This is a genomic window from Streptomyces sp. JHA26 (assembly GCF_002005565.1).
Classification (GTDB): Bacteria; Actinomycetota; Actinomycetes; order Streptomycetales; family Streptomycetaceae; genus Streptomyces.
Genome location: NZ_BDJC01000034.1, coordinates 46,309 through 67,773, shown reverse-complemented (window position 1 = coordinate 67,773; position 21,465 = coordinate 46,309). Strand labels below are relative to the sequence as shown.

Here is a 21,465-nt window from a genome sequence, read left to right as displayed (position 1 = left end):
GCCGTCAGGCCTCCAGGACCGTGCGCAGGTCCCACAGGGTGCGCCAGGTGGCCGAACCCTGCTCCGCGCGACGCCGCACCGGACCGTCCCAGTAGCCCCGAAGCCGGGCCGCGTCGGCGGGATCGTCCTTGCGCACGACACCGAGCAGGTGCCCGGGCAGCAGCCCCAGCACATCGCGGTCGCCGGGGAAGTAGGCCGCGGCCAGCCCGAGCGCACCCGCCACGGACACGGCTTCCGCGGTGCTCATCACGGTGGACGGCCGCTCGACCTCCCAGCCCTCCGCCGACCGTCCCTCGCGCAGGTCACGGAACGCGGTGACCAGCGCCTCCAGCACGGCGTCGTCGACCCGGAAGGGCGCCCCCGCCCGCTCGACCGAGGCCCGCGCCTGGCTGCGCACCAGCGCCGTCTCCGCGTCGAGGTCGGGGATGGGGCCGACCGTCTCGAAGTTGAAGCGGCGCTTGAGCGCGGCGGACATCTCGGAGACGCCCTTGTCGCGCAGGTTGGCGGTGGCGATGAGGTTGAACCCCGGTGCCGCGTGGGCCAGGGCGTCGTCGGTGCCCGCGAGCTCGGGCACGGCGATGCGCCGCTCGGAGAGCAGGGAGACCAGGGAGTCCTGCACCTCCGGCAGACAGCGGGTGACCTCCTCCACCCGGGCGATGCCGCCGCGGGCCATCGCGGTCAGGACGGGCGAGGGCACGAGCGCCTGCCGGCTGGGTCCCCGGGCCAGCAGCAGCGAGTAGTTCCAGCCGTACTTCAGCTGGTCCTCGGTCGTGCCGGCCGTGCCCTGCACGACCAGGCCGCTGGTGCCGCACACGGCGGCGGACAGCAGCTCGGACAGCAGCGACTTGGCGGTGCCCGGCTCACCCACGAGCAGCAGGCCGCGCTCCCCGGCGAGGGTGACGACGCACCGCTCGACCAGCGCCCGGTCGCCGACGAACTTGCCCTCCACCGTCAGACGGCGCGGCACCCCCTCGGGCACCTCGGCGTCGTCGGGCAGGCGCAGCGCCCGGCCGTCGCTGCCCATGACGAACGTGACGACGGCCCGGGGCGTGAGCCGCCAGGCGGGCGGGCGCGGGCCCGCGTCGTACGCGGCGAGGAAGGCCAGTTCAGTGGCGTACCGGTCCTCGGGAGGCACGATCTGGCGGGCGGTGTCGGGGGACAGGGCGGTGGTCATCGGCGGATCTTCCAGGGGGCTCGGAGCGGTGGTCATCGGCGGCGGCCCTTCCGTGCGGGCCGGGTGACGAGTTTCTCGTAGGCGGGCGCGTCGCCGGAGCGGACGCGGTCCCAGGCCCGGGCGAACAGCTCGGGCACCGGCAGCGCCGGCACGGCCCGCAGTCCTTCGCGCACCGGGTACAGGCCCTCCTTCCACGTCTCCACCGGCAGTGCGGGGGCCTTGAGGCCGAGCCAGCCGCAGGGCAGGAACAGCGAGCGCCCGGCACGCGGCCGCTTGGCCTCCACGACCAGGGCCGTCGCGGCGAGTTCGGCGCGGGCCTTCTTCAGGCGGGCGGGCTTCCAGCCGGTCCAGCGGGCCACGTTGCGGTCCGTCGGGTCGGGCAGGGCGAGCAGCTGGAGGTAGAGCGCCGCCGCGTCCTCGCCCAGGCCGTGGGCCTCGGCGACCTCGGCGACGAGTTCCGGCACGCCGACCGTCGGGTCCTGGGCGTAGCCGACGGGCCCTTCGGGATCGTGTCCGGCGGCGACGGCCCGGGTCTGCTCGTCGTCGAGGAGGGTCCGCAGCGCCCGCAGGCCCGTCGCCCGTGCGGGGCCCACGAGTCCCTCGAGCAGCCCGAGGACCGCGTCGTCCGGCCCGGTGAGGCCGGCCGGACGGATCAGGACCGTCTCCGCGTCGCCGTGCCAGGGGCGCAGCGCCAGCGCCTCCCCGACCCAGGTCGTGCCGTCCTCGTCGGCGCCGCCCGTCTCGGGCAGCCCGTACGCCTTGCGCAGCTCGCCGGCGGTGTACCCGCCCTTCTCGGTCCACCCGACGTTCAGGTCGAGCAGGAGCGCGGGGTCGGCGACGCGGCGCCGCAGCGCGGCCAGACCGTCCGGCAGGGCGGCACGCAGGGAATGGCCGTACGGCAGGGCGTAGGCGAGTGAGGCGAGAGCGGCGACCGCTCCGGTCAGATGGTGGCTCCCGGGCAGTGCCGCGGGGTCCTCCGCGGCCAGCCGGCCCTCCTGGTCGGGCCGCTGCACGGTCGTGCGGGCGATCCACGCGGTACGGCCCGGGTTGAGGACGGACTCGGCGTATGCGGTCGGCAGCCCGTCGAGGCAGGCGGCCAGGTCCTCGGGCACGCGGACGAGGGAGCCGAGGCGCTCGGCCCACACCCGGCCCGCCGACCGCGTGTCGGGCCCGGACGTCCACAGCTCGGCGGGGTCCCCGGGCAGCAGGGCGCCGATGAGCGCCGCCCGGTCCTCCGCGGTGAGCGAGCCGAGCATGCCGTTGCCCACCGCGAACTGACGCGGCTTCAGGCCGGTGACGACGAGCGCCTCGGGTCCGGCGGCCGCCGGACACCCCGCGAGCAGCACCGCGGCCTGGACCGGGCCCAGCGCCCCGCCCGTCGCCTCGGCGAGCGCGGCGGGCGCCTCGGCCTGCCACGGCGCGGCGTCCTTCTCCCGGACCAGCCGGACGACGGCGGTGAGCTCGTCGGCGGTGAGCGCCGGGGTGCACCGGGTCTCCCGTTCCAGGACGAAGTGGGCGACGGCCCCGAAACGGCCCGTCGGATCGTGGTCGAGGGCCAGCCACTGCACACGGTTGCGGGCGTAGTCGGTGCTCCGGCAGCCGAGGACGACGACGGTGCGGCCGTCGCGGCGCATCACCTGCCCGACGCGCTGCCGGTTGTCGCGCGGCTCGCTCAGCACGACCTCGCGCAGGGTGTTCCCGGGGGCGGTGAGGAGCCCCTCGGCGAGTGCTTCGAACAGCAGCAGCAGTGCTTCGCGTTCGGCGGCGGGCAGGGCCGGGGAGGCGGCGCGGTAGGCGAGCGGGCGCAGCGCGGCCAGCAGCGGCGGCCAGACCAGGCCGATGCCGGGGACCGTGTGCTCCTCGCTGTGCCACCCGTCGCCGAGCGCGGCGAGGCGGGCGTGGTCGGGCAGTTTCCTGCCGTCGGCGGGCTTCCCCGACAGCACGTGGTTCACCGCGCGGATCTGACGGAGCGTGTGCCACTGCTCCCTGCCGCCGTAGCCTCCCCACAGTCCGGTCAGGCCGGACGTGGCCTCGCGCAGGATCTCGTCGGTGCCGTGCTCGGGGCGGTGGTCCGCGAACATGCCCTCGGTCAGCCGGCGGTCCGGCTCCGGCTTCTCCACGGGCGGTGTCGCGAACGTGGTGGCCTGGCCGGCGACCTGGAGCGCCGTCCGCACCAGGCCCGCCACGCCGGTCAGCATCCGCTCGTCGGTGAGGTCGGGCAGCGAGCGGGACACGGCCCGGCGCACGACGTCGTCGGCGCTCGGCACGACGGGCCCGCCGTCGGCGTCCACCGTCGTAGCGGGGACCGCCGGACCACCGGGGACCGCCGGACCACCGGGGGCCGCCGGACCACCGGGGCCCCGGCCGCCGGCCGTCCCGGCGGGGCCGTTCGCCGCCCCGCCGGCGCGAGCGGCCGCGGCCACCCGGGCCTCGCGTTCGGCCAGCGCCCGTGCCGCCTCCCGCAACATCTCGGCGGCGCGCTCGTCGGTGAGGGACCGCAGCACGGCCGACGCGGCCTCGTCCCGGGGACGCAGCGCGTGCCAGAACGCGACCGGCGGCACGAACGGCGTGCCCGCGGCGAACGTCCCGCCCCGCTCGTTCGGCGTGACGTGGCCGAGCTCACCGCCCGCGGTGGGGTCGTCCGGCGCGAACAGGGAGATCCGCCGGTGTGTCCGGGCCACGACCGGCGCGGCGCCCCCGGGCAGCCGCAGCGCGCCGAGCGCGACGGCGCGCGTCATGCGCCGCGACGTGCGCAGCGTGACGGTGCGCCCGTCGGGCGTACCGGTGGTCGTGCGCAGTTCCTCGGCCTCGTCCTCGGCGCGCACCCAACGGCCGACGACGGTCCCGTCGGTGCCGAACGGGGTTCCCTCCAGGCCGGGCTGCAGAGGCAGCGTCTCGCACTCGTCCTGCAGCAGCGTCGCGTCGTCCCGGATGCCGGAGCGCAGGAAGGCGGGCAGGGAGGCGCGTCCGTGGGTGCCGGTCTCCGGGTCGTACTCCAGCCACACCCGCTGCCGTCCCTGCCTGCCCTGGCGCCAGAACAGCGTGCCGTCGCCGAGGACGGGACGGCCGGCGGGCAGGACGGTGTCACCGGCGTGCAGCGTGCGGCCGCCGGTGACCCGGCCACCGCCGGGCAGCGGGATCGACGGGGCGCCGGTGCCGGCGCCGTGCCATCCGTGCACCACCTGCTCACCGGTGAGCGTGAGGACCTCGGCCGGCCGGGACGACCAGTAGCCGCGCTGCTTGCCGTCGTGCCACCACACCACCAGCAGTTCACCGTCGGTGTAGCGGAACTGCGGGCGCTCCCAGCGCCTCAGATCGACCGGTATCCGCAGTTCGTGGTCGAGCACGATGCCGTCGGGACCCACGACGAGCGCCTTGTTCCCGCGGCTCAGGATCAGACAGGGCCAGGCCTCTTCCACGGTCAGCGTGTTGTCGCGGTCCTTGCGCACCTCGGCGTCGAGCAGTCGCAGCGCCTCGTCGAGCGCGGGCCAGCCCAGCTCGTCCAGGATGCCGGCGCGCAGGGTGCGTCCGAGCAGGGGAGCCGTCGCGTACCCGGCGACCCGGGCGACGGCCTCGGGGTTGGCGCGCGGGGCCACGGAACGGAAGGGGCTCAGCCGGTTCAGCGCCGCACGGGCCCCGGGCAGGCCCGACGCGCCGGTGAGCTCACCGACCGCGCCGTCCAGCCACTCGCGCAGCACGTCGCCGAGGACGGGGTGTCCGGCGAGGGATTCCAACGCCCGGGACCCGGTGCGGTCGTCGCCCACCGCGCCGACGGCGCGCAGCAGCAGGGGGCGCAGCCGCGGGTCCGCCGCGACGGCGGTCAGGTCGCGCCTGCCGGGCCGGTCGGAGAGCATCCAGTCGTTCAGCCTCATGTGGACCTCGGTGCCGGGGTCCGGGAGGGCCAGCGGGATGTCCTCGGCGGCGCACAGGTCGAGCAGGTCGACGTCGACGCCCACGTGCCGGCGGCCGGTGAACAGGTCGACGGGCCGTCCGCCGAAGCGCAGTCGCGGCGCCATCCGGGCGACGAGGTCCAGGGTGGCCGACGAGCGGCCGCCGACCGTGCCGCCGTGCTTGCGGTGGGCGGCCCACCGGCTCAGCCAGTCGGCCGCGTCGACGCCGTCCGCCTCGTCACCGCCGGCCTCGCCGGTGAGCAGCAGGTCGGCACCGCACTCGGCCAGCAGCTCCAGCCAGAACTCGTCGGCCTCGGTCGTGCGGTCCAGCCCGACCGGCATGATCTCCAGCAGCCGCGCCCGTACCTCCGGCCGCCGCCCGGCGAGGACGGACAGGGTGGCCCGGTAGGCGGTCCAGAAGGAGGCGGGTGCCCGCACGGCGGCGGGGGAGGCGACCAGGTCGGCGACGAAGGCGCACTCGGCCTCGACCCGGTCCGGTCCCGCGGCCTTGACGAGGGCGCGCGCGTCCTGCGGCAGCGACGCGTACGGCGGCATTCCGGCCGCGCAGCGCTCCACGGTCAGCTGCCGGAACTGCTCCCACGCGTGAGCGCCGTCGAGCCGCGCGGTGAGGTCCTTCACGTGCTGCTTGAGCGCCTTGACCGTCAGGGCCCCGGCGAAGGCGAACTCCAGGAAGACGGCCCGCTGCCGCTCCTCGTCGACGGCGAGCGCGTGCACCCGCTCGGCGTCACGGGCCTTGCCGAAGAAGGCGGCGGCATAGGTGGTGTTGTCGTACTGGAGGAAGACGCGGGCGGCCTGCTCGTAGAAGGTGGGCAGGAAGTGCGGCACGGTCCGGCCGAGCCGTTCGCCGAGTTCCTCGAAGCCCTCCTTGGCGGTGCCGGGACGGGACTTGGCCTGCCGGGCGAGCCGCTCGACGTCCTTGACCAGGGCCAGCGCGTGATGTCCGTTCGCCGGGTCGTTGACCAGGGCCCAGGCCGGGAAGCCGAGGGTCTCCCGCCGCACCTGCCCGACTTCGGGCGCCTTCGTCTCCCGGGCCAGTCCGAGGAAGTCCAGCGCGAGGTCCTCGGCGTCGCCGAGGGTGCCCGGTACGAGCCGGACGACGCTGCGGTCGTCGAGGGCGGGGTGCGTGTAGGTGCGGACGGTGAGGGTGTCGGCGTCCTCGCGGGCGGTGCTCCCCGGCGGCAGGATCGCGCCGGCCTCCAGCAGGGCGGCGGCGGTGGCGTCGTCGTACACGGCGCCGGCGGTGTTCGTCCCGTGCGTGCCGTTCATGCCGCCCGCTCCTCGTCCTCGATGTCGCGCCCGGCGTACAGCGCCGCGGCCATGCGCATGCCCTCCGACCAGGCCACGGGCCCGATCCGGCCGAGCTTCAGCACCTGCCCGGCGGTGTCGGTCCACATCAGGGGACCGGTCTCCGTCTCCCCGTAGCTCTCGTGGTCGCCGACCCAGACCCGGGCCTCGACACCGTGCCCTTCCTCGCGCACGGAGCAGACGGCGTATCCGCCGCGCACGCGGTAGCCGAGCTGGGTGACCCGGCCGTGCAGGAAGCGCAGTTCCCCGAACGCGCCGCCCGCGTACTCCTCGACGGACGTGGCCTCGGCGTCGAGTCCGGCGGGCCGGTGCCACACCTCGCGGAAGAGCTGCCGGGCCCGCTGTTCGACGCCGAGTTCGACGGCGAACTCCCGCAGCTCCTCCAGGTCCTCCAGGAGCACCGGGTGCGGGAGGCGGACGAGGGCGGGGGCGATGCGCACGGTGTCGCCGTCGAGGTCGACGAGGCCGAGCCCGCGCTCGGGGTCGGCGTCCCGCAGGAACCCGGCGACCTCGCCGTCCGCCCCGGTGACCACGAGGTCGCGCAGGGCGGACCGCCAGGCGGGGTCGGGCCACACCCGGGTGAGGACGTCCAGGGGGACGGGCAGCGACCGCACCATCCACCGCTCCACGTCGGCCAGGCACTGGCGTTCGTGCCGATCCAGCCACTCGGCGAGCTGTCGCAGCCCGACCACGGCCGGGTCGTCCGAGAGCTTGACGGGCACCGACTTCAGCCGTCGCCCGGCCGCGTTGCGGCACACCACCTTCCCGTCGTCCAGGGCGACCTCGTAGTCCCCGGCCGTCACCCACCCCATACGTGCCTCCCGCACCGCAGTGATCAAGTGCTGGGAACTGTAGGACAGGCCACTGACAACGCCGTGCGGCGGTCAGTTCTCCAGGCGGACCGGCATCAGCAGCGAGAACGTGTGCTCGTCGTCGGTCCGGCGGACCGCGAGGGGCGCGGTGGGGTCGCCGAACTCCAGGACCAGCCGGTCCCGGGCGCCGGCGGCGAGCGCGTGCAGCAGGAACGCCCGGTTCACGGCCACGCGGTCCGGGGCGTCGTCGCCGTCCTCGCAGACGGTCACCGCGCCGTCGTCCGCGACGCGCAGCACGCTGACGTCGTACGGGGTGCCGTCCTGCTCGTCCGGGCGGACGGGACCGGTCTCCAGGGCCCGCCGGAGGGCCGGCACGTCGACGACGGTCCGGCGCCCGGACGGCAGCCGGACCAGACGGCGGTAGTCGGGGAAGTCGTGCGCGAGGCGCCGGCCGGCCGCCTGCCGGTCCCCGTCGTCGAGCGTCACGCGGTCACCGTCGACCGTGAGCCGGACGGGTTCCCCGCCGGTCAGCAGCGCCCGCATCGCGTCGGCGAGCGGGGCGGGCACGACGGCCTGCACGCGGGGCCCGTCGTACCCGGCGGCACCGGTGCGCGCCACGGCGAGCCGGTACCGGTCGGTGGCCACCACGCGCAGCGCGCCGTCGTCCAGGTCGAACAGGATCCCGCCGAGCACCGGCAGTCCGGGGTCGGTGCCGGCCGCGAAACGGACCGCGTCCAGCGCGGCGGCCAGTTCGGGCGCGGGGACGGAAAGCCGGACGGTGCCGGTACGGAGCGACGTCATGGGGTTCTCCCTGTGGTCGAGTAGGTCGCTGAGCGCGGAGAACTCGTCGCGGGCCTCGGACAGCCCCTGCTCGAGACGGCGGAGGTGCGCCCGGAGGAGGGTCCGCACCAGGTCCGGGTCCGCGCCGGACCAGCCGGCCAGCACCAGCCGGATGTCCGCCAGCGGCATCCCGGTCCGCCGCAGCCGGGCCAGCACCCGGGCCTCCTCCACCTGCTCCGGCGCGTACCAGCGGTAGCCGCTGACCGGATCCACCCGGGCGGGGACCAGCACACCGGCACGGTCGTAGAACCGCAGGGCGCTCACGCCCAGACCGCTGTCGCGGGCCGTCTCCCCGATGCTGCGCATCTCGTTCTCCACGCCGCTGACTCTGGGCCCTTGACCAGGTCGAGGGTCAATCCCGTCCCTGCGCCCCGAGCCCGGCCGGTGTCAGCCGAGCACGAACGGCAGGCGCGCGGCGAGCCCGCCGAGCGAGGCCTCCTCCGCGCCGGTCGGCGCCCGGCGGCCGGTGCCGACGAGCAGCGCGTCCGTGTCGGTGAACGACGCCGGGAACGCGGTGCCGGCGATCTTCTCCAGCGACGCGCGGGAGTGGGCCAGGGCCTGTGCCGGCGGTCCCGCCGCATCCGGGAGGTGCGCGATCAGGTCGAGGTGGTGCAGGGTCCACTCCAGGACGTACGCGGTGAGGTAGTCGCCCGCGGTGAGGACCTCGCCCCGGGTGCCCACCCGGGCGCCGGGGTCGGCGAGTTCGGCGGCGCGGCCCGCGGCGGAACCGACGTCGTCGAGGTGGAACGCGAGCAGTCGCGGATCCTCGTACGCGGCGGCCAGCCGGACGGTCAGCGCGTCGAGGGGATCCTCACCGGTCGGCGGCCGGTCCCCGACCTTCCAGTAGGACACCGCGTCGACGGTCGGTTCCGCCTCGGCGGGGGTGACGAGGGTGATCAGGACGTCCTGCGCGTCGACGACCAGATGGCACACGAGGTCCCGGACGAGCCAGTCGGCGCAGCCCGACGGCTTCGCGAAGTCCTCGTCCGGGAGTCCGGCGACAGCGGCGCGCAGCGCCGTCCAGGAGCGGGAGAAGAGATCCACGCCGGCAACGTAGTGCGGTGCCCGGGCGCGGACAAGCCGAGCCCGGGCGCCTACAGGAACCGACGGATGGGCAGCACGGCGGTTTCCCGCACCCGCTGCCAGGCGTGCCGCCGCCGCCAGCGGGACCGGTCGATCGCGACGCTGCGCTCGACGTCCGCGTCGTAGTCCCGGTCGAGACCGGCGGTGAACTCCTCGTCGAGGACGGCGAGCATGACCTCCTCGTCGTGGTCCATGGACCGCCGGTTGAAGTTGGTGGAACCGATCAGCGAGGCCACGCCGTCCACCGTGACGATCTTGGCGTGCATCATGGTCGGCTGGTACTGGCGGATCGACACCCCCGCGTCCAGCAGCCGTGCGTAGTGGTACTGGCCGGCCAGTTGGCAGGCGCGCTGGTCGGTGTGCGGGCCGGGCAGGAGGATCTCCACCGTCACCCCGCGCCGCGCGGTCGCGCAGAGCAGGTCGATGAAGTAGGTGTCGGGGGCGAAGTAGGCGGTGGCCAGGCGGAAGCGGTGTTCGGCGGAGGTGAGCATGACCCGGATCAGGGTCTGCATGTCCTGCCAGCCGAAGCTGGCCGAACCGCGCACCACCTGGACGACGGAGGAACCGGGCTGGGCGTGCTCGGTGAAGCGGTCCCGGTCGTCGTAGAGGTCGTCGTGGCACTCCGCCCAGTTCTGGGCGAACGCCGCGGCTATGCCGTCCACGGCCGGACCGCGCACCTTGACGTGCGTGTCGCGCCACTCGTCCGGGTTGCGGGCGTCGCCGCACCACTCCTGTGCGATACCGACGCCGCCGGTGAACGCCGTGTGCTCGTCGACCACCAGCGCCTTGCGGTGGCAGCGGTGGTTCTGCTTGAACGGCGACAGCCACAGCGGCTTGCGGAACCAGGCCACCTGCACACCGGCGGCGTCCATGGCGTCGAGCAGTTCCCGCTCGATCTCCTTGGCGCCGAACCCGTCCAGCAGCAGCCGCACCCGGACCCCGGCCCGGGCGCGTTCCGCGAGGGCGGCGGCGAAGTCGTGGGCGATGGTGCCCCGCCAGTACACGAACGTCATCATGTCGATCGTGTGCCGCGCCGACCGGATCGCCTCCAGCATGGCCGGGAAGATCTCGTCGCCGTTGCGCAGGGCGGTGAGTTCGTTCCCCTCGGTGGCGGCCACGCCGATGAGCCGCTCCAGACGGCGCCGCAAGCGCTGGACGCCGGCCGGTCCGGCGTCGTCCCGCCGTTCCGTCGTGGTCGTGCGCCCGGGCGCTGAAGCCTGCTCTGGCATCGGTCCTCCACCTGCCTGTGCCGCGGCCGTCCTCGTGCTGCCGGGGCCCCGGAAGCTTAATCCGCCCCTCAGACCCCTGGCCACCGGCCTCACGGAGGGGGGCCTCGGCTAGCCTGCGAGCTCGGGTTGCCGCGGGCGCCGGGGGCGTCCGGCCGAGACGGAGGGGACGGCATGGGTTCTGCGGAGCTTCCACGGGTGCGGTGCGAGACGAGGGTCCGGGCGGCCGTGCCGCGCGTCTGGGACCTGGTGACCGACATCCACCTGCCGGCCCGGCTCAGCCCGGAGCTCCAGCGGGTGGCCTGGCTCGACGGCGCGCCGCGTCCCGCGGTCGGCGCGCGCTTCGAGGGACACAACAGCCACCGTCTGCTGGGGCGGTGGCGCACCGTCTCCCAGGTGGTGAGGCTGGAGGAGCACCGGGTGTTCGCCTGGGCCGTCCTGGACGAGGACGGCCGCTTCGGGGAACCGGCACGCGACCCCGCCAAGGCGCTGGCCTCCTGGTGCTACGAACTCGGCGCCGACGGCGACGGCACCCGGCTGAGTCAGACAGCCGTCCTCGGGCCGGGACGCAACGGCGTCACGCTCGCCGTCGAGCGCCGACCGGACCGGAAGGAGGAGATCATCGCCCTCCGCCTGGAGGAGCTCCGCGCCGGGATGGAGGGCACGCTGCGCGGCATCAAGGAACTGGCGGAGCGGGCCGGTTGACAGGAGCTCGCAGCAGTCGGCCCCGGCCTCCCCGAACGCTCAGGTCCGCGTCCGGCCGCCCTGCGCCACCCGGTCCGTCACGTCGGTCACCTGGCCGGCCGGCGGGGCCTCGGCGTCGACCTCCGTGCCGAAGTCGGAGAACTCCATCAGCGTGCTGACCTTCACCCGCTGGGGCGCGGCACCGCCCTCCGGCCGGGCGGAGGCGGGCGCCTCGAGCGTCATGTCGATCTGCTGACGACGGATGCGGCCCTCGTCGTCGAGCCAGATCCGCATGGGCAGCGTCGGGCCGATCTGCTTGCCGAGCCGGGCGCCGCCGGGAAGCTTCGCGACGTCGATCGAGACCTTGTAGTGGGTGGTGTCGACGCCGTCGATCTTCTCGGTGCCGACCTCGGAGACGTCCTTGTCGGTGATCGCCCTGGCGTAGGCGGCGGACTGGGCGGGGTCGCCGATCTGCTGCGGGTCCACGCCCTGCTGACCGGCCACCCGCTTCAGGTCGATCCTGGTCCAGGGCTTGCCGCCGGCTTCCTGGCCGGGGACCTTCTGGTAGAGGACCTGGTCGACCACGCGCTGCTCGACGCTCCGGCCCTCGGCGGTGATGGTCATGGTGCTGTCGCCCTCGGCCAGGTCGAGGGCGCCCCGGCCGTCGGCGGTGACCGACCTGCCGTTCGCGTCGGCCTTCACCTTGATCGTCAGCTTCGCCGTCTCGGCCTCGGCCGTCCTGTCGTAGGCGTCGCGGACGGCCGTGGTGCCCTGCTCCCTGGCTCCGGCGGAGCTGCTCGCGCTCGCCGCGGCGGTGGTCCCGCCGGCCTCCGGTTCGCTGTCGCCCCCGCAGCCCGTCAAGGCGACGCCCCCCATGACGACGGCCGTCGCGATCGCGCCCGCCTTCATCCCCTTGCTGCCCATGCGTGTTCCTCTCTCCTCACGGTGGCCGACCGTGCCGGAAATGTCGTCGGCTGCCGCCGCGAGTGCCCGCCGCGATCACGAACACGCCCGGGGGACAGAGGTTGGCTCGTTTTCGATATCTCCGCACAATCGGTGCAGAAAAACCGCTTCAGGGGGTAATCGAGCCACGGAAAGGGTTGCCGAGCAGCATAGTTGCCGTTTGACAACAGTGGCCGTAAGGCAACAGAGTGGCCGTGTCGGACCGCGGGGAAGGATCAGGAATGCTCCGGTGGACGGAGACCGCTCCGTGTGCTGGTCACGATCGCCCGAGGGTGGCGGTGACCCCGGTGCCGCGAACGGCGGTTCAGGCGGTCCGGCTGCCGGAGTCCGAGACGCCGTCCTCGTGTGTCTGCGCGGCCGCGGCGGCGCAGAACGCCTCCAGCCCCTCCAGCAGGGCGACCCGCTTGCCGGCGGGCATGTCCGCCAGCACCTTGCGCAACTCCCTCTCCCTGCGGGCGCGCAGGTCGGCGAGGAACGCGCGGCCCCGGCCGCTGAGGTGCAGCCGCACCTCGCGCCGGTCCTCCGGGCTCGCCACCCGCTCGACGAGTCCCGCCGCGTGCAGCCGGTCGCACAGCCTGCTGGTGGACGGTGGCGTGGAGGCGAGGGACTCGGCGAGGGTGCGCAGGTTGATGCCGTCGTGGTGCTCGAGGATATGCAGCACGCGCAGCTGGGACGCGGAGGTGGGCGCCGTGGAAGCCCGGCCCCACACGACTTCCAGCAGCTCGGCGGCCGTGGTGGTCACACGAGCGACCTCGTCGGACTCCGGGCGGCGGCGGAAGGCAGTCACGATCACACTCTCGCAGGCACTGGGGTGCCTGCCAGCGTACTAGGCGCACGCGCTGGTCACAGATGACTCGGAGCGACCGACGTGGCTCCGTGAGCGGAGCGCGTCCGTCGTCCGGCGAAAGATTGGTGTATCTACCGTCATGAACAGATTTGTGGCCGCTGAACGTGCTCTGCGCACAGCGGCTCCCCACGAGTTGCTCGACGCCATCCGTGCCGTACTGGTCGACCAGTACGGCGCGGAGGACGTCGAGCTCTTCATGGCCGACTACGGCCTGACCGTGCTGCAGCCGGTCTCCGTACTGCCGCACATCCTGGAGCCGGTGTCGGTGCACAACAGCCCGGCGGGCCGGGCCTTCGGCTCGCAGGAGCCGTACTGCGAGGAGACCCGGGACGGTCGGGCACGCCTGCACCTGCCGGTCAGCGTGCGCGGCGACCGGTTGGGCGTGCTGTCCCTCACCCTGCCCGAGGCCGGTGCCGCGCGGCGGTGGGAGTCCGAACTCGCCGAGATCGCCGAGGTGCTGGGGCACGAGGTGGCGGTGGCGGAACGCGACACGGACCTGTACCTGCAGGCGCGCCGCAAGGACCGGCTGACCCTGGCCGCAGAGATGCAGTGGCAGCTGCTGCCCGGACGCTCCTGTTCCCGCCCCGAGTACGAGCTGGCGGCCCAGCTGGAGCCCGCCTACGCCATCTTCGGCGACAACTTCGACTGGTCCGCCACCGCCGACCACCTGATGCTGTATGTGACCAACGGCATGGGCGAGGGCATAGAGGCGTCCCTGCTGACGAACCTGGCCATCAACGCCCTGCGCAACGCCCGGCGCGCCGGCATCTCCATCGCCGATCAGGCGGCCCTGGCCGATCAGGCCGTCTACGCCCACTACCGGGGACGCTGCTACCTGTCGGTCCTCATGTTCGACTTCGACCTGGCCGCCGGCCGGGCGAGCGTCGTGGACGCGGGCTCCCCGCAGCTGCTGCGACTGCGGGGCGGCACCGTGGAGCGCGTCTCCTTCGACGCCCAGCTGCCGCTGGGCATGTTCGAGGAGACCGACTACGTGGCGCAGGACTTCGACGTCGAGCCCGGTGACCGGCTCGTCTTCGTCAGTGACGGCGTGCACGCGGTGGCGTCCCCCAAGGGGGAGGAGTACGGGGACGCGGCCCTCGCGCGGGCCATCCACTCGACCCGTCTGCTGCCCGCCGCGGAGGTGCCGCGCGCGATCCTGCGGGAGCTGACCGGCCACCGCGGCGAGGCCGTACCGGACGACGACGCGCTGGTCGTGTGCCTGGACTGGCACGGACGGCCGCCGGCCGGCTGACGGCCGGGTCGCCGGGACGTGACGATCGCGTGTAGGCCGCCACACTCCGGCACGCCGTTATTTGCCATGAGGCAATAATTGCCGCACGGCCCGCCGTACGGCCGGCCGTGGGACCCAGCAGGGAGACGATGCAGATGGCGGAGCACGACAAGGCTCTCGACGTGGCGCGGGACGTGGCCGGTTTTCTCGAACGGCGCCGGGAACAGATTGCCCAGCGATGGGCCGACGCCGCGCTGTTCCGCACGGTGTTCACCGTCTCGAGGGACGAAGCGGTCGAGGCGTGCAAGGCCGTGGTGGACGCCCTGGCCGACGTGGCCCGCTCCGGGCGCCTGGAGGACGCCGGGGCGCCCGGGTTCGGCGCCGTGCGGGACCAACTCGGCCGGATGTCCGCATCCCGCAGCCGGGCCGGAGCCGGCCGGTCACAGATCGCCGACGAGGTCGCCGGCCTGCGCGAGCCGGTCGGCGCGCTGCTGCGGGCCGAGTACGAGGACCCGTCGAGCGAGCGGGCGCACGCGGGCATGCTGGCGCTGACGGTCCTGATGGGCACGCTCCGCCTGGTGGTCGTGCAGACGACGGTCAGCGCGGGCGAGGAACTGATCGCCCGTCAGCGAGAGCAGCTGCTGGAGGTCGCCACCCCGGTCATCAAGCTGTGGGAGGGCATCGTCGCCGTGCCGCTGATCGGCACGCTGGACAGCGCCCGCAGCCAGGTCGTCATGGAGAACCTGCTGGAAGCGATCGTCGCCGAGCGCTCCCGGTACGCCATCCTCGACATCACCGGTGTGCCGACCGTCGACTCGCTCGTCGCCCAGCACCTGATGAAGACGGTCGCCGCGGCCGGTCTGATGGGCGCGGAGTGCATCGTCTCCGGGATCCGGCCCGCCATCGCCCAGACCATCGTCCACCTCGGCATCGACCTCGGCACCGTCGTCACGCGGGCCACCCTGGCCGACGCCCTGGCCTACGCGCTCAACCGGCAGGGCATCGTCGTCCCCTCGCGCCCGGTTTCCGGAGCGGACCCGCGGTGACCGACCTCTTCGCCGTGCCTTCGGCGTCCGTCCCGGTGCTCACCCTGGGAGACGTGCTGCTGGTCACGCTCCAGAGGGAACCGCACGACAGCGCGGCCGAACAGCTGCAGCACGACATCGCCCGGCGCATCGCCTCCGGCCCGGCGCCGGTGGGCGGCGTCGTGATCGACATCTCCGGAGTGGACATCGTCGACTCCTTCCTCGCCCGTGTCCTGGCCGAGATCGCGGCGAGCGCCGGCCTGCTGGCCACGCGCACCGTCCTGGCCGGCATGCGCCCCGCCGTGGCCGTCACCCTCGTCGAGCTGGGCCTCGTCCTCCCCGGCCTGGAGACGGCCCTGGACGTCGACAGGGCCCTGTTCCTGCTGGACCGGTCCCCTTCGCCGGCCCCGCCCGCTCACCCGGAAGAGGGTGCGTGATGCGTGCCCCACTCGCCTCGACGACCCGACTGCCCATCGGCTCCGACGTGGACCTGGGCCGGGTGCGTCAGTACGTGCGCCAGGCCGCCGCGAGCCTCGGTTACGGCCTGGTGCAGCAGACGAAGCTGGTGACCGCGGTCAGCGAGCTCGCCCGGAACACCCTCGTGCACGGCGGCGGCGGACACCTGGAGGTGACACGGCTGGAGGACGGTGCCGGACGCGGACTGCGGCTGTCCTTCGTCGACGCCGGCCCCGGCATCCGCGACGTCGAGCAGGCCATGACCGAGGGCTACACCTCCGGCGGCGGCTTGGGACTGGGGCTGAGCGGGGCCAGGCGACTCGTCCAGGAGTTCACCCTCGACAGCCGCCCCGGCCGGGGCACCACCGTCACCATCACCGACTGGGTCACCGGCTTCCCCTCGGCCCGCACGGAGACACCGTGAGCGGGTCCCGGACACCCCGGTGAGGGGCGTCAGGGCCTCTTCGCGCTCGGGGCCGCTCAGGGCCCGGAGGCGTCCGCGTCCGGAGCGCCGCGGTCGCGTGCGGCCAGGAGGCCGAGCATGCCGCGGTGCAGCGACTCACGGGCGCGCGGGTCCATGGCCGTGAGCACGGCGGCCAGCGCGTGTGCGCGGCGCGATGCGACCTCGTCCAGCATCTGCCGGCCGTGTCCGGTGAGACGCAGTTGCACCTCACGCCGCTTGCGTGGATGCAGTACCCGCTCCATGAGACCGGCCGCCTCGACCCTGTCGCACAGCCGGCTGGCGGTCGGCGGTCCCATCTCCATGCGCTCCGCCAGAGCGGTGAGGTTGAGCCCCGGTTCCTCCTCCAGGACGCGCAGGGCCCGCAGCTGGTGCGCGGACAGGCGCAGACTCGTTCCCTGAGCGGCCACGGTCCACAGGTGCGTCAGGAACTCCACCGCATCGGCGATCTCCAGCGCGCGAGCCATGGGATCGTCGGCCGGTCCGATCGCCGAGTCCTCCCCGGAGCCACCGAGGCGCGTCACGAGCGCATCACTTCAACAACCACCTGCCGGTACGAACACCGTCCTCACCCCCACGCGGTACCCGAAGAGTCCCCGGGCACGCACCACGGGCCCCGCCGAGTGCGTGACGCGGCCGGACGACGGCGCCCTCCGGCTCAGCACGGTACGCGGCGGGCCGCACGAGTGACCAGGCTCGCCGGTCGCGACGCCGCCTGCTCCGGTTCCGGCGGCGGGACGCCCGCGAACAGCCGCGTGCCGGCGCCGAGCACGAGCGGCACGATGCGCGGCCGCACTCCCGTGGGCGGGCCCGCCCGTGACCGGGGCGCCGAGCCCGGTCGGGCCGGCCGGGGGCCGCGCGGACCGCGGCGGGGTGCCGATGCCGGCGGCGCCGATCCACCTCGCCGGGGCGCTGTCGGCGGACACCGCGGTCGGCGGCCGGCCCGGAAGGAGTGCTCCGCCTCGGAGTGTGACGTGAATCGCACGGAAGACTTCGAGGGGCGTAAATCGGACAGTGGTGCGGTTACCGAATATCGGACACCTGCCACTCACTCTTTGGAACGGGTGTTCTGGGTGTCGGATGAGCCTTCGAAAATGAGGGAAGTTGATCGTTTCTCTATGTGAATCCCTGGCTCTTCGTGTGCCTGTTACCTCACTTCGAGCGACCGCACCACGAAATGCGCAGGATTTAACGTCTTGTTCATGACTCAGCTGGACACGCGTTCTCCGGCCACCGCCAAAGACGACGGGGCCCCTGCCGACGGCATGCGCAGCAAGGGACTGGGCGGCGATTCCGTGGGCCTGTTGGGCAGCGCGGTCATCGGAGTCTCCACCGTGGCCCCGGTGTACTGCCTCACCTCGACGCTCGGCTCCACCGCCGGCGAGGTCGGCGTGCAGATGCCCGCCGTGTTCCTCGCCGGCTTCCTGCCGATGCTGCTCGTCGCCTTCGCCTACCGCGAGCTGAACAAGGCCATGCCCGACTGCGGCACCTCGTTCACCTGGACGGTCAAGGCGTTCGGTCCGCGCGTGGGGTGGATGTGCGGCTGGGGCCTGGTCATCGCCACGATCATCGTGCTGTCGAACCTGGCCGGCGTCGCCACCTCCTACTTCTGGCTGCTCGCCGGCGAGATCACCGGCAGCGACCCGGTGGCGGCGCTCGACGGGAACAAGGCCGTGCACATCGTGACCTGCCTGGCGCTCATCGCCGTCGCCACCGTGATCAGCTACCGCGGCATGACGGCGACCAAGGGCTTGCAGTACACCCTGGTGGCGCTGCAACTGCTGGTCCTGGCCGTCTTCGTGATCATGGCCTTCGCCAAGGCCGGAAGCGCCGACTTCCCGACCTCGGCCGAATTCTCCTGGTCGTGGCTGAACCCCTTCGCCGTCCAGTCGTTCGCCGCGTTCACGGCCGGTCTGTCACTGTCGATCTTCATGTACTGGGGCTGGGACGCGTGTCTCACCGCCAACGAGGAGACCAGCGGCAGCAGCAGCACGCCGGGCCGTGCGGCGCTCGTCGCCATGGTCGTGCTCGTCGGCTCCTACCTGGCCACGGGCGTCGCGGCGCAGATGATCGTGGGCTCCGGCGACCGGGGCCTGGGCCTCGCGAACCCCGACACCTCGGACAACGTCTTCGCCGCCCTCGCCGGCCCCGTCATGGGTTCCGTGCTGGGCGTCGCGCTGTTCGTCGCGGTCCTCGCGTCGGCCGCGGCCAGCCTCCAGACGACGTTCATCCCCGTGGCCCGCACGGTCCTCGCCATGGCGACCTACGAGGCGCTGCCCGTCTCCTACGCCGAGGTCCACCCGCGCTATCGCACCCCGGGCCGGGCCACGGTCACCGCGGGCGTCGCGACCGGCGTCTTCTACACGGTGATGACGCTGGTCAGCGAGCACGTGCTGGTCGACACGATCTACGCGCTGGGCCTGATGATCTGCTTCTACTACGCGCTGACGGCCTTCGCCTGCGCCTGGTACTTCCGTGCCGATCTCCTGAGGTCCGGACGCGATCTCGTGTTCAAGGGAGTCTTCCCCGTCCTCGGTGGAGTGCTGCTCTCGGCGGTCTTCGCCAAGACGCTCGCCGACATGTGGGACCCCGCCTACGGGAGCGGGTCGTCCGTGTTCGGCGTCGGCTCGGTGTTCGTGATCGGCGTGGGCCTGCTCGTCCTCGGCGTGGTGATCATGAGTGTGATGCGCCGGCGGAGCCCCGCGTTCTTCCGCGGTGAGGTGCTCACGAAGTCGACGCCCGCCCTGGTCGCCGAGGACTGAGCCGGAGCCACGGTCGCGGCCGGTACGGTGCCCCTCTCGGGCATCTCGCACCGGAGGGCACGACAGTCGTGGACACGGGTCCGGCTCGCATGGTCGGAGCTCGACGCGCTGCCGGACCGGGTCGAGTCACCGCAGTCGCTCACCGTGCTCGCCGCCCCGGCGCCGGGCGGTCCGTGGACCGTCCGTTCCTGACGTGCCGTCACGCCGCGGTGGGCAGGTCCGGGGAGCGGAGCACGAGCAGGGTGATCTCGCTGGGGGCGAAGACGCGGAACGGCGGACCCCAGAAGCCGGTGCCGCGGCTGGTGTAGAGGAGGGTGCGGGCGCCGTGGCGGCTGAGGCCGGAGAGAGCGGGCTGGTCGAGACGGACCAGGTGGTGGAACGGCCAGATCTGCCCGCCGTGGGTGTGGCCGGAGAGCTGGAGGTCGACGCCGGCCGCCGCCGCGCGGTCGACGAACTTGGGCTGATGTGCCAGGAGCAGGACGGGCAGGTCGGGATCGGCACCGTCCAGGGCCCCGGCGAGGTGGGCGCGGTGGCCCGCCAGCCCGGACGACTCGGCGGTGACGTCGTCCACACCGGCCACCACGAGGGTGTCGCCCCCGCGTTCGAGCAGCAGATGCCGGTTGCGCAGCGGCTCCCAGCCCAGCTCGTCCATCAGGTCGACCCAGCCCTCGGCCTCGCTGTAGTACTCGTGGTTCCCGGTGACGTAGACCCGGGCCCGGGTGGCCCGGACGGTACCGAGGGGCACGGCCTGACGACGGCGGCGCTCGGCCGTGCCGTCCGCGATGTCGCCGGTGTGACAGACCAGGTCGGCCTCCAGCGTGTTCACCGTCTCGCACACCCGCTCCGACCAGCGGGCGCGATCGAGCGGACCGTAGTGGGTGTCGGTGACGAGGACGACACGGAGGCCGTCCAGACCGGCACCCAGGCGCGGGAGCCGCACGTCGAGCCGGCGCACACGGGGCACCCGGCGGGCCTCGGCGTACCCCCAGGCGAGCAGGACGGCGGTGGTGCCGAGGACGGCCCAGGTGACGGTCCGGGCGCGGTCCTGACCGTCGCCGGCACCGGCCACGGTCAGGGCGAGCCGCAGCAGGACGCCGAGCAGAACGGACCAGGTGAACAGGATCCAGCTGGAGCCCAGCAGCGTGTCACCGATGATCGCCGCCCGGTCCTGCTGGCGCCGGCCGTGGCCGCGCACCATCGCGAGCGGCATGCAGAGGAGGCCGAGGACGAACAGGGCGGTACCGGCGAGCGTGACGGGCAACGGCCAGTGCTGACCGGCGTACAGAAGCACCCAGCAGGGCACGGCCCACAGCAGGACGGGCGCGATCAGGGGGACATAGCGCATCACACGGTGCAGTCGGCTCTGTCGCGGCGCCTGCGTTTCGCCCGCGGCGGGCCGAGTCTCGCTGGTATCGGTCACGCGACCGTTCCCCTCCCTGGCCGGGTTGCCGTCTCGCGCACTGTATCCGGTCGCCCCCGGCCCGACGGCACCGTCCGCCGCGCTCACGGCAGGGGCCACATCGGTCACGCCGCTCGCCGGGATCCGGGCCGCCCAGGGATGCCGTGAGAGAGGGCCGTACGCGTCGAGCCACTGTCCTGCGAACCGTTCGCGGGGGTCCGGGTGCTCCCGCGGAACCGGGGCCCGTCGTCCGCTCCGAGGCGACCGTGCCCGGTGGCGGCCGTTGCCTGCGGCTTCGGCGCAGACCCTACTCCGACCGCTCGAGCGGGGGGAGACCGGCGCACAGGGCGGAGGGGAAGTCGGGCTCGATGCGGTGCACGTCGGTGCATCCGCCCTTCGTGCTGCGGGCGACCGGCTCCCAGCCCGACTTCTCGGCCCGGAAGAACCAGCGGTCACCGCGGCTCGCCCCGCAGCCGGGACCCGCGCCCTCGGGGCATGCCGGCCCCATGCGCGAGGAGACGTCGAACACCAGCCACTTCCCGTCGCAGTGCTCCTCGCCGCGCATGGTGTGCTCCGGTACGTCGAGGGCCATCACCGCCTGGTCGTAGGAGGCGGGGGTGCAGCCGGTGGGTGCGGGGTGGCAGCCGAGTTCGCCGCACAGGCGCAGGTCGGGCAGGTGGGCGCCGTCCGCGGTGAACACGGTGTGGGTGCCCATGGCCAGTTCGCGGTGGCCGAGCGGGGACGGCAGCCGCACCTGCGCCGTGGCCGTCGCGGTCCTGCTGCAGTCGGCGCGCGGGGCGCCGCCCGTCAGGGCGGAGAACGTCACCTGCACCCACACGGTGCGCTCCGAGGCGTCCGTGACGACCGCCTTCAGGTCACGCGCGCACGTCTTCCCGTCGCCGGGCACCTCGGCGTCGACGCTGAGGGTGCGCCGGTCGTCGGCGAGCCGGGCAGCGGTCACCCGGAACGGCGCGAACGTCTGCCAGCGCGCCGACTCCGTCGGTGTCGCGGTCGTCCCGCCGGAACCGGCCCGCAGGGTCCCGCAGGCACCGAGCAGCAGCATGCCGATGGCGCTCAGCACGGCGACGGTGACCAGTGTTCTTGTACGTCGCATGTGCGTGCTCCCCCTGGTGATGGTGTCCCCAGGTGACTATAAAGCGACGCGTGCACGTCAGGTCCGGGTGGTCGCGCCACCGGGAGCGGCGGCATGGCCGGCCGCAGGCGGGCCGGGCGCGGACCGCGCCGACCGCCCTGCCTGCCGGTTTCAGGCCCGTCGCCCGGCCGTAC

Annotated in this window: 17 protein-coding genes; 6 read left to right on the top strand and 11 right to left on the bottom strand. The window is 73.7% G+C overall.

The annotated features are described in order from the left end of the window. Window positions 1-4 precede the first annotated feature (4 nt). From JHAT_RS21155 to JHAT_RS21130, 6 genes are all read right to left on the bottom strand, one after another. Complete coding sequence (locus JHAT_RS21155) at window positions 5-1,174, bottom strand: AAA family ATPase (RefSeq protein ID WP_077799813.1); 1,170 nt, start codon at window positions 1,172-1,174, stop codon at window positions 5-7. Window positions 1,175-1,206: 32 nt separating this feature from the next. Continuing rightward, window positions 1,207-6,351, bottom strand: a complete 5,145-nt coding sequence (locus tag JHAT_RS21150) for a hypothetical protein (protein ID WP_077799812.1) — start codon at window positions 6,349-6,351, stop codon at window positions 1,207-1,209. Then, entirely contained in the window at window positions 6,348-7,202 is an 855-nt protein-coding gene (locus tag JHAT_RS21145) for a DUF4132 domain-containing protein (RefSeq protein WP_077799811.1), read from the bottom strand. Before JHAT_RS21145 ends, JHAT_RS21150 begins: the two co-directional genes overlap by 4 nt. Before the next feature lie 72 nt (window positions 7,203-7,274). Continuing rightward, a complete protein-coding gene (locus JHAT_RS21140) occupies window positions 7,275-8,360 on the bottom strand; it encodes a MerR family transcriptional regulator (protein ID WP_253195562.1) in 1,086 nt (361 codons plus the stop codon). Window positions 8,361-8,429: 69 nt separating this feature from the next. Beyond that, window positions 8,430-9,086, bottom strand: coding sequence for a maleylpyruvate isomerase N-terminal domain-containing protein (locus JHAT_RS21135; protein WP_077799810.1), 657 nt, complete (start codon window positions 9,084-9,086; stop codon window positions 8,430-8,432). A 50-nt stretch (window positions 9,087-9,136) separates the two neighbouring features. Beyond that, window positions 9,137-10,354 (bottom strand): phosphatidylserine/phosphatidylglycerophosphate/cardiolipin synthase family protein, encoded by a 1,218-nt coding sequence (locus tag JHAT_RS21130; protein ID WP_077799809.1) that lies wholly within the window; start codon window positions 10,352-10,354, stop codon window positions 9,137-9,139. A gap of 171 nt (window positions 10,355-10,525) precedes the next feature. Between JHAT_RS21130 and JHAT_RS21125 the strand changes: the two genes are divergently transcribed. Next, a complete protein-coding gene (locus tag JHAT_RS21125; RefSeq protein ID WP_077799808.1) occupies window positions 10,526-11,056 on the top strand; it encodes an SRPBCC family protein in 531 nt (176 codons plus the stop codon). A gap of 39 nt (window positions 11,057-11,095) precedes the next feature. On the opposite strand, the gene JHAT_RS21120 is transcribed toward JHAT_RS21125, so the two are convergent. Then, window positions 11,096-11,959: an LppX_LprAFG lipoprotein gene (locus JHAT_RS21120; RefSeq protein WP_077799807.1), complete on the bottom strand. Its 864-nt coding sequence runs from the start codon at window positions 11,957-11,959 to the stop codon at window positions 11,096-11,098. Between the two features lie 343 nt (window positions 11,960-12,302). Next, window positions 12,303-12,740, bottom strand: a complete 438-nt coding sequence (locus tag JHAT_RS21115) for a MarR family winged helix-turn-helix transcriptional regulator (protein WP_077799806.1) — start codon at window positions 12,738-12,740, stop codon at window positions 12,303-12,305. A 184-nt stretch (window positions 12,741-12,924) separates the two neighbouring features. On the opposite strand from JHAT_RS21115, the gene JHAT_RS21110 reads away from it, so the two are divergent. The 4 genes from JHAT_RS21110 (at window position 12,925) to JHAT_RS21095 (ending at window position 15,981) form a co-directional block, all read left to right on the top strand. Then, window positions 12,925-14,097 (top strand): PP2C family protein-serine/threonine phosphatase, encoded by a 1,173-nt coding sequence (locus JHAT_RS21110; RefSeq protein WP_077799805.1) that lies wholly within the window; start codon window positions 12,925-12,927, stop codon window positions 14,095-14,097. 128 nt (window positions 14,098-14,225) lie between these two features. After that, entirely contained in the window at window positions 14,226-15,122 is an 897-nt protein-coding gene (locus JHAT_RS21105) for an STAS domain-containing protein (RefSeq protein ID WP_077799804.1), read from the top strand. Then, window positions 15,119-15,538 carry an STAS domain-containing protein gene (locus JHAT_RS21100; protein WP_077799803.1) on the top strand — a complete coding sequence of 140 codons (420 nt, stop codon included), beginning with the start codon at window positions 15,119-15,121 and terminating at the stop codon, window positions 15,536-15,538. The genes JHAT_RS21105 and JHAT_RS21100 overlap by 4 nt, the downstream gene beginning before the upstream one ends. Further along, window positions 15,538-15,981, top strand: coding sequence for an ATP-binding protein (locus JHAT_RS21095; protein WP_077799802.1), 444 nt, complete (start codon window positions 15,538-15,540; stop codon window positions 15,979-15,981). The genes JHAT_RS21100 and JHAT_RS21095 overlap by 1 nt, the downstream gene beginning before the upstream one ends. Before the next feature lie 56 nt (window positions 15,982-16,037). Here the strand turns inward: JHAT_RS21095 and JHAT_RS21090 are convergent, their stop codons facing one another. Beyond that, the gene (locus JHAT_RS21090; protein ID WP_077799801.1) at window positions 16,038-16,541 is read right to left on the bottom strand and encodes a MarR family winged helix-turn-helix transcriptional regulator; all 504 of its coding nucleotides are present in this window, start codon (window positions 16,539-16,541) and stop codon (window positions 16,038-16,040) included. A 678-nt stretch (window positions 16,542-17,219) separates the two neighbouring features. Here JHAT_RS21090 and JHAT_RS21080 point away from each other — a divergent pair. Next, the gene (locus JHAT_RS21080) at window positions 17,220-18,779 is read left to right on the top strand and encodes an APC family permease (protein WP_077799800.1); all 1,560 of its coding nucleotides are present in this window, start codon (window positions 17,220-17,222) and stop codon (window positions 18,777-18,779) included. A 199-nt stretch (window positions 18,780-18,978) separates the two neighbouring features. On the opposite strand, the gene JHAT_RS21075 is transcribed toward JHAT_RS21080, so the two are convergent. Together JHAT_RS21075 and JHAT_RS21070 are read right to left on the bottom strand one after the other, a co-directional pair. Then, the gene (locus JHAT_RS21075) at window positions 18,979-20,199 is read right to left on the bottom strand and encodes a metallophosphoesterase (RefSeq protein WP_077799799.1); all 1,221 of its coding nucleotides are present in this window, start codon (window positions 20,197-20,199) and stop codon (window positions 18,979-18,981) included. A 286-nt stretch (window positions 20,200-20,485) separates the two neighbouring features. Further along, the gene (locus JHAT_RS21070) at window positions 20,486-21,292 is read right to left on the bottom strand and encodes a hypothetical protein (RefSeq protein WP_171990992.1); all 807 of its coding nucleotides are present in this window, start codon (window positions 21,290-21,292) and stop codon (window positions 20,486-20,488) included. Window positions 21,293-21,465 lie beyond the last annotated feature (173 nt).